The organism is Azospirillum picis, from assembly GCF_017876115.1.
In the GTDB taxonomy this organism is placed as follows: Bacteria; Pseudomonadota; Alphaproteobacteria; order Azospirillales; family Azospirillaceae; genus Azospirillum; species Azospirillum picis.
In genome coordinates this window covers 445,105-456,063 of sequence record NZ_JAGINO010000003.1, presented here as the reverse complement: position 1 = coordinate 456,063, position 10,959 = coordinate 445,105, and the positions used below count along the sequence as shown (strand labels likewise).

Sequence of the window (10,959 nt, the reverse complement as noted above, 5' to 3'; positions counted from 1 at the left end):
TCAGGGCGCCAGCACGATGTCGACGCGCCGGTTGGCCTGCCGGCCCTCCGCCGTCGTGTTGGGGGCGATCGGGTCGGTGTCGCCGCGGCCCTCGGCGGCGAGGCGGTTCGCGGCGTTGTCGCCCAGCACCTCGGTCAGCAGCCGCTGCACCGTGCCCGCGCGGGCCTCGGACAGCTCCTGGTTGGAGCCGAAGCGCTGGGAGCGGATGGCGGTGGCGTCGGTGTTGCCGATGACGGTGATGCGGCCGGCCTCCGGGCGCAGCGCCTCGGCGACGTGGCGGAACACCTCGACATAGCGCGGCTCGACACGGTCGCTGCCGGGGGCAAAGACGTTCAGGCGCGTGCGCACCCGGACCTGGCCGTCGTTGCCGCCGTCGACATCGACCAGCCCGGCCTTGATGTCGGGGGCGAGGGCGGCGGCGACGCGCTCGGCCACGGTGCGGCTCAGCCGCGGCGCCGGCAGGGTGGCGGGCGCCTCGATGCGGGCGATCTGCACCGGCTGGTCGGGCAGCAGGGCCGCCAGCCGCCGGTGGGCGGCATCGGACTGGTCGCCCAGAGCGAAGACGAACCAGAGGTAGAGCGCCGCCAGCAGCGCCAGGATCACCGCCGCCGGCAGCCACAGCGGCACGGAGGCCGCCAGCGGCCGGAACCCGTCGGCGACGCCGCGCCAGCGGGGGGAGAGGTCGCGCTCCGCCTCGCCGCGCTGGCGGCGGATGATGCGGTAGATGCGGTCGCGCAGCCGGGCGAGCTCGCCGTAGCCGCGCGGCGTCACCCGGTAGCGGCCTTCGAACCCCAGCGAGACGCAGAGGTAGAACAGCTCAAGCTCCATCAGGTGGCGGTCCGGCGCCTCCGCCATCTGGTCGAGCAGGTCGAAGAAGCGCTCGCCGCCCCAGGTCTCCTTCTGGATGGTCGAGACCATGCTCTTGTGCGCCCACAGGCTCTGGCTGCCCCAGGAGGTGGCCAGGACCACGTCGTCGATGGTCGCGCACAGCGCGTAGCCGGCGTTGCGGATGGCGGTGGCCGGCAGGCCGGCGCGCAGGCAGGCCGCCTCGAACCGCTGCATCTCGCCGATCACCCGCTCGCGCAGGGAGTCGACGTCGCGGTGCTGGGTGAGGTCGCGGACCCGTCCCACCAGCGCCAGGATCGGTGCGGCGGCGGTGACCAGCGGGTTCTCGCTGACCGACGCCAGGGCCGCCAGGGTGGCGTCGTCGAGCGGACGGTAGGCCGGCGAGACCGGCATCGCCGGCGACGCCGCGCCCATGGACGCCGCGGCACGGGCGGGCGACGGGGCGGCCGGGGTGAAGGCCGCCGGGAAGGCGGACGGCGCGAAGGCGGAGGGTGCGAAGCTACCCTGGGCGACGCCGCCCTGTCCGAAGGCCGGCGGAACCGGGCCGGCGGAACCGGACGGCGGCGGCGGTACCGGGGCGCCGGGCGCCGGTGCCGCCGGCCGCTGGAACGCCATCGGCTGCATCACCGTGGCGTCGATGTCGTCCGGCTCCTCGAAGGGATTCTTGTCGGGCGGCGGCCGGACGGTCATGACGGCCCCTTCATGATCAGGTTGTGCGTCGCTGCCGGCGCCGGGTCGGCGGGCGGAAGGGCTGCCGCCGGCTTCGCCGGGATTGGAGCGCCGTCCGGCTTGGCCGGGATTGGAGCGCCGTCCGGCTTGGCCTTATCCGGGTTGGCCTTGCCGGCCTCGGGCTCGCCCGCTTCGGTCTTGTCCGCCTCGGTCTGGTGCGCCTCTTCCCCGCCGCGCGCGGCGAGCGTGACCTTGCCGGCGGCGGCGGTCAGCAGGAACTCGTTCTTCCGGTTCGGCTCCACCGGCACCATGGCGCGCCAGCCGGCCTCCTCGTAGGCGCGGTAGCCGGCGGCGACCGCCAGCATCCTGGCATCCGGCTTCGGTTCGACCGTCACGGTCTGCCGGCCGCCGGGAGCGACCGCAAGCTCCTGGCGGTCGAGCATCGTCGGGCCGAGCGTCGCCTTGTCCTGGTCGATGATCTGGAAGAAGTCGGCATTGGCGAAGGCGTCGCTGGGGCCGAGCTGGTAGAGCCGCAGCATCAGCGGCGACGGCCGGCCGCTCGGATCGGGGTTCAGGTCGGCGCTTCCCACCACCGTCAGGCTGATTGTCGTCGGTGGCGGCGGCGGAGGCGGCGCGGACGAGCAGGCGGCGAGCGCGGTCGCGGCGGCAAGGCCGGCCGCCAGACTGATCCGGGTCCGCGTCCTGCCGGCTGTCCTCAACATAGCCCCACCTTTTCGCTCATACGAACGGATATAGCAGGGCAAGAATGGATGGTCATCCTTATCCAACGGGCGCACAGTGACAATTCCTCGACCGCCGGCTGGAGAGGTTGAACGCCGGCCGGCAGCGGGACAGACTCGGGCCCAGGGACGGCCCACAACGCCCCGGCGAATGGAATAGACCGGATTCGCTTGGTGTTGATGGCGGTGAGCCCCCGTGAGAACTGAGGGAAGGTGCCCCAGCCATGCCGACGCTTTGGACCAGGATGAGAGCCGAACTGGGCGACGGCGACGCGCAGTACCAGCTCGCGGAATCGCTGCGGCTGGCCGACGTCGCCTCTGCGGTACCGTGGTACCGCCGCGCCGCCCGCCAGGGCCATGTCGCCGCCCAGACGATGCTGGCCTTTCTGCTCGCCAACGGGATCGGCGTTCCCCCCGACCCGCGCCGCGCCATCGCCTGGTACCGGCGCGCCGCCGCGAAGGGCGACGTCGGCGCCCAGAACAATCTGGGCTGGATGCACGAGCAGGGCGCCGGCGTCCCGTGCAACCCGGCCAAGGCGGCGCTGTGGTACCGGCTGGCGGCCCTGCAGCATTCCGCCACCGCGCAGGTCAACCTCGCCCTGCTGCTGCTGGACGGCCGCGGGGTCGAGCGTGACGACGCGGAGGCGGTGCGATGGCTGCGCGCGGCGGCGGCGCAGGGCCACCCGGCCGCCCAGATGCGGCTGGGGCTGTGCCTGCGCGAGGGGGTCGGCACCGACCGCGACCCGGACGAGGCGGCGCGCTGGCTGCACGCCGCCGCGCTGCGCGGCGACCCCGAGGCCAAGGAGGCGCTGAGCGAGTTGCGCGGCGGCGGTGCACACGGCAGCGGTACGGGCGGCGGCGAGCCCGACATGCTGGAGGACGAGGCCGAGGGGATGGACCACCGGCATCAGGCGGATCTGCTTGGCGAGGGCGACATGATGATGCCGCATTCGGCAATGGGGGCCGCGATGGGTGCCGCCATGGGGGCAGGGGGCGGGCAGGGCGGCGCGGCGCCGCGCCTGCAGTAGGGCGCTGCCCGCCGCCCGCAGGGCAGGCGGCGGGCGAGGCGACGGCTCATCCGATCACCCCGAGCTTGCGCCAGACCGGCAGGCTGTTGCGCAGGCACCAGCCCATGCTGTCGGCGATGGCCTGCCGGGCGCCGCCGTCGGCATTCTCCGGCGCGTCCAGCCGGCGCATGGCATGGCCGACCAGCGCGTCGAGATCCTCCGCCACGCCTTCGCAGAGGCCGTCGTAGAGCAGCGCCTCCATCGTGCTGACATGCAGGCCGGCACCGCCGATCGAGGCGGCGAAGGCGCTGCTCTTGCGCCCCTCGCTGGTGGCGAGTTCGGCGGCGGCGGCGCGGTTGTGCGCCAGCACGCCGGGCAGCGGCGTTACCGTCTCCGGCGGGTTGGGCGCCGGCAGCGCCTGGTTGGAGCCGGTCAGCATGCCGGCGATCTCGACGGCCGACAGGCTGCCGCCGGCCCGCCGGATCTCCGGCAACTCCATCAGCTCGCCGATGCGGCGCGGCCCCTCGGCGAGGGCGTCGAAGATCGGCTCGTAATGCCCGGCCTCCAGCGTCGCCTCGCCGAGCGGGACCTGGATGGTGGTGCGGGCGTCGGCGCGGGGGATGGTCAGCGCCATCGCCATGTCCTTCAGCAGGGCGTCGCGCCTGGCCACGCTGATGCGCCGGGCGCCGCGGACGAAGACGTCGCGGCGGAAGGGACGGCCGACGCAATAGTCCTTGAAGGTCTCGCGCAGGCTGGGCACGCCGATGCCGTCCAGCACCTTGCGCTGGTCGGGAGTCAGCGCCAGGTCGGGGTAATTCTCGAACAGGGTGGCGGAGCCGGCGAAGGTCAGCTTCGCCTCGCCCAGCTCGCGCGCCACGTCGACGTGGTAGAGCGGCTGCCAGCTTCCGTTCAGGTATTCGTGCGCCAGGTAGACGGACTGGTCGACGGCGCTCTGCGTCTTGGTCTCGCCGCGCAGCTTGCCGAACATCGCCTCGTCGCCGAGGATCTTGGCGCCGGCCTTGCAGAGCTGCTCGGCGAAGTCCAGACCGGCCTTGACCTGACGGTCGCTGCGGTCGTGGACCAGCCCGGAATACTCGAACAGCAGCCGCTGCAGCGGCATCATCGGCGACCAGCCGGGCATGGCGTTGTAGCTGACATAGACCAGCCCGCCCGGCTTCAGCTTCTTCGCCAGGAACCGCGCGATGGCACCCCGGTTCATCGGGCTGACCCAGCTATAGACGCCGTGCAGCGTGACGAAGTCGAACTCCGGCAGGTCCGGCCCCTCGCCGTCGGCGAGTTCGGCGAAGCTCGCCTCGTGGAACGCGATGTTGGTCAGTCCGGCCGACGCGGCGGCATCGCGGGCGCGGGCGATGTGCGCCGGGTGGAAGTCCACCGCGTGGAAGCGCCCCTTCGGGTTGGCCGCCGCGAACAGCGCCACCGTCGTGCCGTGGCCGCAGCCCAGCTCGCAATAGTCGAAGCCGTCGGCGGTCGACGGCGGCGCGATGCCGTTGATCAGGCAGCTCAGCGTCAGATGCGCCGGCCCCTGCTCACGGTAGAAGCCCGGCAGATATTCGATGTCCGACACATAGCCGGCGCTCCAGTCGCTCATGGGGTCCTCGTTCTTCCAAGATGGCGCGTCATCGCTGTGGTGCCCCCTCGCTCCCGCTCTGGCGAGCGGGCCCCTCCCTCCCCCGCTTTGCGGGAGAGGGGAAACCTGCTCCCTCTCCCGCGAAGCGGGGGAGGGCCGGGGAGGGGGCGCCCTGTACGCACGCCTCACAAATCCTGCATCGGAAACACCGCGTCCGAGCGCTCGACCGGGCTCGGCGCGTGCAGCACCCAGCCGTTCCAGCCGAGCCGCGTCGCGGTGGCGTCGTCGGGACCGGCGGCCAGCCGGGCAGCCGGCACCTGCGGCGCCTCCAGCGTCACCTGCAGCTCGAAGTCCAGTTCCGGCCCGACATAGAGGCGCACCAGATCCTGCAGCTTCCGGAACTCGCGGCCCTCCGGCATGAAGTCGCGGAACTGGTCGTGCTTCAGGGGGCCGATGCGCAGGCGGAACTTGCCCTGCACGTCCCAGGCTCGGTCGCCGGCCAGCGCGTCGATCCCCAGCCGGCAGTGCCGACCGTCCGGATCGCCGGGGCCGGGCAGGCGGGTCTGGCCGTCCGGGGCGATCGGCAGCCAGCTTCCGACGAAGCTGTCGACCGTCACCGGGCGGCCGAGATGGTCGGACAGCATCTCCTGCAGGTCGGCGGCCGAGCGCGGGCCGCGTGCCAGCAGGCCGGAATAATGCAGCAGCGTCTCGTCGGCCACCGCCAGCCGGCCGGTCAGCGACGGCTGGCCGATGCCGATCAGGCTGCCGACGACGGTGCTGACCGGATCGGGCTCGCGCTGTTCGCGGGCGCGCTCGAAGGACGGCGCCAGACGGTACTTGGCCCAGGCCCGGTAGAACAGCGAGAAGGCGCGGTGGTGGAAGATGTCGTAGAAGTCGCGCAGTGCCCGGTTGCGCTCGCGCAGGGACCGGATCATCAGCTCGGTATAGTGCTGCGGCAGGACGCCGAGCGGCCCGACCAGCCCCATGAAGGCGCCGACGACCACTGGCGGCCTGCCGTCCGTCCCGGTCTCCGCGCCGGCCACCTGGTTGCCGGGGAAGGTCAGCGAGGTCTCGGCGCGCAGGCGCACCACCTCCTCGCGGGGGTCGTGGTCGTGGCCGACCGCGTGCCGGGGCGAGAGCCGGCTGTCGCGCGCCTCGCGGCGGGCCCGCCATTCCAGCACCCGCACCGCCTGGAAGAAGTCGAAGCGGTGGGGCGCGCGGAACAGCCGGTCGATTACAGAAGCGGGCGGTTGCCGGCGCGGGCGGGCCATGTGCGGAGCACTCCGGTGCGGCCCTTGACCGTGGCGGTCAGCCGCGTGAACGAGTTGATCGAGCAGTACAGCCCCAGGAAATGGTCGAGGATCATCGCCAGCAGGAACATGCCGCTGCCGCTGAAGCGTTGCGGGTCGAACTCGATGCCGACGTCGATGCCGCGGCACATCGCGTCGCCCCAGGCGACGTCGCCCGGCCGCGATGGTGCGCGCGCGGTGCCGCGCTTGGTCGATACCTTGACGATGCCGTCGGCGATGCCGCGCGTCTCGGCCGAATCGCGGAAGTCGTAGAGCCGCAGGATCTCGCGCAGCGCCTCGGTGCCCTCGGCGCCGCCGGAGATCGACAGGTGGTTCAGCAGCAGGTGGGAGACCAGCCGCCAGCGATGACCGCGCCGGTCGGCCAGCCGCAGAGTCTGGGTCGGCGGCGTCAGGCAGGACAGGCCGGCGACCGCGGCCATGCCCTCGGTCAGCTTCAGGTGCGGGTGGCCGCCGCCGTAGGGAAGCTGCCCCGGCAGGTCGCGGTTCAGGCAGGTGGTCTCCACCGACAGCACCGAATCCGCCGGGCTCGACGGATCGAAGTCGAGGTCGACCAGCGCCAGATGCAGCTCCGTGCCGGGATCGCGGCCGCCGGCCGGCCGGCGGCTGGCGGTGTAGTAGGTGCGGGTGGACGATTCCACCCCGCCGTGGCGCAGGCCGTAGAAGGGCAGGAAGCGCCGCTGCGCCCCGGCCGGATCGGTCGCGGTCACGCTGTCGATCGAGTGGACCTCCAGGGCACCCGGCCGGCGGGCGTCGGGCACCACGCGGTACTCGTGCTGGGTCTGGGTCAGCGCCACCGGTTCCGCCCGCTGGCGGAACAGGTTGACCACCGGCGTGCAGCCCAGCGCGAAGTTTTCCTTCGACACCGCCCGTTCGAGGTCGCCGTCGCTGTCCTTCAGGTAGATGAAGATCTCCAGACGGTTCCCGGCCCGGCGCAGCACCTTCGAGGCGAGGTCGAGGTCGAAGAAGAGGAACTTCTCGGGGAAGGCGAAATATTCGGTCAGCAGCCGGTAGCCGACATGGGAGCGCGCCGGGTAGGGCAGCATGCCCTCGTCCTCGCCGAAGCCCACCGGCCGCACCGCGTCGGCGCCGAGGATGACCGCGTCGGCATCCTGCGGATCGTCGGCCAGCGCCACCGACACCGTGTTGTTGAAGATCAGCTCGTGCAGCGCATAGACCTGCTGCGGCTGCCCGCGCAGGAAGAAGCGCAGGACGCCGGGCTGCAGCTCGGTGAAGGTCATGTCGGGGACGCGGCAGCGCAGCGTCAGCCGCAGCGCCGCCACGGCGTCGCCGGCGCGCGGGTTCGGCGGCGCCACCAGCGGCCGGCCGACGAGGGTCGCCTGCTCCAGCTCGATCGGCCACAGGGTGGTGGGATAGACGGTGCGGAAACGGCAGGTCTCGCCGCGCAACGCCTCGGTTTCCAGCTCGGTCCCCTTCGGCACGGTGTGGGGGCCGGTCAGGTCCGGGCTGCTCTTCATCTGCACCACCGCCATCGACGGGATCGGCGCCAGGTAGTGCGGATAGAGCACGTCGAGCAGGGTGTCGACCAGCTCGGGGTATTCGTCGTCCAGCTTGCGGCTGATGCGGGCGTTGAGGAAGGCCACCCCTTCCAGCAGGCGGGCGACGTGCGGATCCTCCACGGCGTCGGCACTGAGGCGCAGCCGGCCGGCGATCTTGGGATGGGCCTCCGAGAACTCGGCGGCCATCCGGCGCAGGTAGGTCAGCTCGCGGTTGTAGTAGGGAAGAAGTTCGTCAGCCACGGGCCTTGCTCGTCACGGTGACCATGTTGGAGGTCGGGTCGACCACGCTGTCGAAGACCATCGGCTCCGGCGCGGGGTCGGCATGGATCAGCGCCTCGATCCGGAAGCGCAGGCTGCGGTCGGCCGGGTCGGCATTGTCGACGACCGCGACCTGGAGATGGGCGAAGCGCGGCTCCCACTGGCGGATCGCCGTCTCGATCTGCGCCACCACCGCCCGGCGGCGGGAGTCGGTCGCGACATTCTCCACCAGCAGGTCGTGGCAGCCGTAGCCGAGGATCGAGCTTCCCAGCTCGGTCAGGTCGTCCGGCCAGCCCAGCACCCGCCGCCGGGTGTTGAGCAGGTTTTCGAGGTCGCGCCGGATCGCCGCCCGCAGGTCCGCCACCGTATGCGGCCGCGGCGCCACGTGCTCGGGCGTGTCGTCGAGCAGGCGGTCGAGGACCGACAAGGTGATGGAGTGGTTGCGATCCATGGTAACCTTGGGGAGGCGCTTGCCGTCTGCCCCCACCCCGGCCCTCCCCCGCTGGGCGGGGGAGGGAGGTTGGTGCTTTGACGGGAGAGGGCGAAATTCCCTCCCCCGGCCAGCGGGGGAGGTTAGGTGAGGGGATCGGACGAGAGCCTCACACCGCCCCGGAGAACTCCAGCGTGCCGAGCTGCATCATCGGCACGCACTCGTCGCCGACCAGGAAGCAGCGCTGGCCGGTGCCGCGCACCGGCGCGTCGGCGTCCTCCGACCATTCCGTCACCCGGCCGAGCTTCACCGCGTCGGCGGCGTCGGCCGGCGCGCCGGCGTAGATCGCCGGCAGATAGACCTCGCCGTCCGGGCCGCCGCGCACCACCATGTGGGCCGGGCGCCACAGCAGGTCGCGCGGGCGCTCGGGCGCGCGGAACTCGATCAGCTCGACCGTCTCGGTGGCGATCCAGAAATACTTGCCGGTGCTGGTGTAGACCTCGAAGAAGCCGCCGGTCAGGTCGTCCAGGTCGCGGAAATCGTCGAAGGACGCGCCGTCGTGGCGGCCGGCCACCGGCGGGCGCAGGGATTCCGCCTGGGCGAGCTTGGCCGCCGCGTCGGCCACGTCACCGGCCCGCAGCGCGGTCACCGCCTCCAGATGCAGGCGCAGGTGGTCGGGCGGCGGCAGGTCGATGAACTCCGGCACCCGGCCATCGGCGAAAAGCTGGCGCCGCGCCTGGTCGGCGCGCACGAGCTGGCGGAACAGCGCCATCGTGACGGCGATCTGCGGTTCCTGCGTGCCCAGGGTGTCGAGCTGGAGGTCGGCACGGTCGAGGTTGCCGGAGAAGCTCAGCAGCTCGGCCAGGAAGACGCGGCGGTCGAGGTCGGTCGGCTTCTTCTTGATCTCGCCGTTCAGCGCGGCGATCGCCTCGTCGAGGCGGCCGGACTGGAAGAGCTCGGCTGCGGTTTCGCTCATGATCGGTTTCTCTCCCTGGAGCGTGGGCCTGAGCGGGTCAGGCCGCCCCGCCGGTTTGGGCCAGTTCGGTGACCAGCTTGAAGGTCGAGAAGACCTGGTCGAGCTGGAAATGCGGGCGAAGATGGATGACGCACTGGTAGTTGCCGGGCTTGCCCGGCATGGCGCGGACCTGGATGCTGCCTTCCCGCAGCGGATAGCGCGCCTTCTGGTCGAGGCTGGCGTCGTCGTTGCCCAGGCAGTAGCCGTGCAGCCAGCTCTGCAGGTCGCGCTCGCACTCCTCGGGCGTCACGAAGGAGCCGACGCGGTCGCGCACCATCACCTTCAGGAAATGGGCGAAGCGCGCGACGCAGAACATGTAGCGCATCATGGCGGACAGCCGGGCGTTGGCCGTGGCCGTCGCGGTGCTGTACTGGCCGACCCGCTGCACCGACTGGTTGCCGTAGAAGACGAGGAAGGGCGTGTCCTTGCAGCGGCTGACCGGAATGAATCCCAGTTCGTCCAGGTCGCGCTCGAGCTGGTCGGAGATCGAAACCTCGACCGAGAATTTCTGCGCCACCCGGACCGCGTCGGTGGCGAAGTCGGGGACCACCAGTTCGGTCACCAGCCCGCCGCCGATCACGTCGCGCTGGGCGCCGCGGATGTCGGCGAACCAGCCGTGCTGGAGGAAGGAGCGGATCAGCACCGTGCCGAAGGCGTAGACGGCATTGCCCCAGCAATGGTCCTCCAGCCGCATGCCGCCCTCGCCGCCGACGGATTCCTCCTGGTAGCGGAAGCCGTGGCGGGCCTGCGGGTCGTCGCCGTAGGGCTCGCGCATCAGCACGCGCGGCAGAGCCACGCCGAGGAAGCGCGAATCCTCGGTTTCCTGCAGGCGCTGCCAGCGCTGGTATTCGGCCTGGCGCAGGACCGACCTCAGGTCCAGCGGCAGGCCGAGCTCGTGGAAGGTCTCCAGCCCGAACAGCTCGGGTGCGGCGCCGACGATGGCGGGGGCGAAGGCGGCGGCGGCGACCTGCGACAGGCCCTTCAGGCCGGACACGTCGTCGGTCGGATGCTCCTTCGCCGGGCGGTGGCGGACGGCATAGTCGCAGAGAAGGACGCCGAAGGGGCGCCCGCCCGGCATGCCGAACTCGTCGCTGTAGACCTTGTTGAACAGGTGGCTCTGGTCGAACTCGATGGCGCGTTCCTGGTCGCGGCACAGCTCCGCCCAGGTCAGGTTCAGCAGGCGGACCACCGCACTCTCGGCGGACTGCGCCTGCTTCACCAGGGCGCGCACCCCGCGCCACGACGCTTCCAGTGCCTGGAAGCGCCGATGGTGCAGGATCGCGTTGACCTGGTCGGTCAGCAGCGCGTCGATCGCCGCGATGTCGCGGTCGAGGGCGGCGCGCAGCCGGTCCAGGCTGTCATACACGGGCAGCGTCGTGCCGAACCACAGGCGCAGCGCCTCGCCGGGTCCTCCGGCGGCCAGGAACGCGTCGAGCGGAGCCGGGCCGTCGCGGCCGAGCGCCATGTCGACGGCGCGCAGGCGCAACGGCCTCTCCAGCAGCGTCGCATCCGCGTCGCCGTCCATCCCGGTCCCAGGCTCTGCGGCAGGCAGCTCGGCCGCGACGTCGCTCATGCGGCG

The 10,959-nt window shown here is 71.9% G+C and carries 9 protein-coding genes; 1 reads left to right on the top strand and 8 read right to left on the bottom strand.

The window, feature by feature from the left end:
- Both icmH and tssJ read right to left on the bottom strand, forming a co-directional pair.
- Positions 1 to 1,536, bottom strand: a complete 1,536-nt coding sequence (gene icmH, locus J2850_RS07035; protein WP_209980151.1) for a type IVB secretion system protein IcmH/DotU — start codon at positions 1,534 to 1,536, stop codon at positions 1 to 3.
- A complete protein-coding gene (gene tssJ, locus J2850_RS07030; RefSeq protein WP_209980150.1) occupies positions 1,533 to 2,237 on the bottom strand; it encodes a type VI secretion system lipoprotein TssJ in 705 nt (234 codons plus the stop codon). The genes icmH and tssJ overlap by 4 nt, the downstream gene beginning before the upstream one ends.
- Before the next feature lie 242 nt (positions 2,238 to 2,479).
- Here tssJ and J2850_RS07025 point away from each other — a divergent pair, with 242 nt between their 5' ends.
- The gene (locus J2850_RS07025) at positions 2,480 to 3,283 is read left to right on the top strand and encodes a tetratricopeptide repeat protein (RefSeq protein WP_246512859.1); all 804 of its coding nucleotides are present in this window, start codon (positions 2,480 to 2,482) and stop codon (positions 3,281 to 3,283) included.
- Between the two features lie 46 nt (positions 3,284 to 3,329).
- On the opposite strand, the gene J2850_RS07020 is transcribed toward J2850_RS07025, so the two are convergent.
- The 6 genes from J2850_RS07020 to tssC form a co-directional block, all read right to left on the bottom strand.
- Positions 3,330 to 4,871, bottom strand: a complete 1,542-nt coding sequence (locus J2850_RS07020) for a class I SAM-dependent methyltransferase (protein WP_209980149.1) — start codon at positions 4,869 to 4,871, stop codon at positions 3,330 to 3,332.
- 164 nt (positions 4,872 to 5,035) lie between these two features.
- Positions 5,036 to 6,121, bottom strand: coding sequence for a type VI secretion system baseplate subunit TssG (gene tssG, locus J2850_RS07015; RefSeq protein ID WP_209980148.1), 1,086 nt, complete (start codon positions 6,119 to 6,121; stop codon positions 5,036 to 5,038).
- The gene (gene tssF, locus J2850_RS07010) at positions 6,085 to 7,917 is read right to left on the bottom strand and encodes a type VI secretion system baseplate subunit TssF (RefSeq protein ID WP_209980147.1); all 1,833 of its coding nucleotides are present in this window, start codon (positions 7,915 to 7,917) and stop codon (positions 6,085 to 6,087) included. The genes tssG and tssF overlap by 37 nt, the downstream gene beginning before the upstream one ends.
- Positions 7,910 to 8,386 (bottom strand): type VI secretion system baseplate subunit TssE, encoded by a 477-nt coding sequence (tssE, locus tag J2850_RS07005; protein WP_209980146.1) that lies wholly within the window; start codon positions 8,384 to 8,386, stop codon positions 7,910 to 7,912. Before tssE ends, tssF begins: the two co-directional genes overlap by 8 nt.
- A gap of 148 nt (positions 8,387 to 8,534) precedes the next feature.
- A complete protein-coding gene (locus J2850_RS07000; protein ID WP_209980145.1) occupies positions 8,535 to 9,341 on the bottom strand; it encodes a type VI secretion system accessory protein TagJ in 807 nt (268 codons plus the stop codon).
- 37 nt (positions 9,342 to 9,378) lie between these two features.
- Positions 9,379 to 10,953 (bottom strand): type VI secretion system contractile sheath large subunit, encoded by a 1,575-nt coding sequence (gene tssC / locus J2850_RS06995; RefSeq protein WP_246512858.1) that lies wholly within the window; start codon positions 10,951 to 10,953, stop codon positions 9,379 to 9,381.
- Positions 10,954 to 10,959 lie beyond the last annotated feature (6 nt).

What these genes read in the sequence shown, in the direction of transcription:
- icmH (WP_209980151.1), bottom strand. Translation starts at nt 1,536, where the DNA reads ATGACCGTCCGGCCGCCGCCCGACAAGAATCCCTTCGAGGAGCCGGAC.
- tssJ (WP_209980150.1), bottom strand. Translation starts at nt 2,237, where the DNA reads ATGTTGAGGACAGCCGGCAGGACGCGGACCCGGATCAGTCTGGCGGCC.
- J2850_RS07025 (WP_246512859.1), top strand. Translation starts at nt 2,480, where the DNA reads ATGCCGACGCTTTGGACCAGGATGAGAGCCGAACTGGGCGACGGCGAC.
- J2850_RS07020 (WP_209980149.1), bottom strand. Translation starts at nt 4,871, where the DNA reads ATGAGCGACTGGAGCGCCGGCTATGTGTCGGACATCGAATATCTGCCG.
- tssG (WP_209980148.1), bottom strand. Translation starts at nt 6,121, where the DNA reads ATGGCCCGCCCGCGCCGGCAACCGCCCGCTTCTGTAATCGACCGGCTG.
- tssE (WP_209980146.1), bottom strand. Translation starts at nt 8,386, where the DNA reads ATGGATCGCAACCACTCCATCACCTTGTCGGTCCTCGACCGCCTGCTC.
- J2850_RS07000 (WP_209980145.1), bottom strand. Translation starts at nt 9,341, where the DNA reads ATGAGCGAAACCGCAGCCGAGCTCTTCCAGTCCGGCCGCCTCGACGAG.
- tssC (WP_246512858.1), bottom strand. Translation starts at nt 10,953, where the DNA reads ATGAGCGACGTCGCGGCCGAGCTGCCTGCCGCAGAGCCTGGGACCGGG.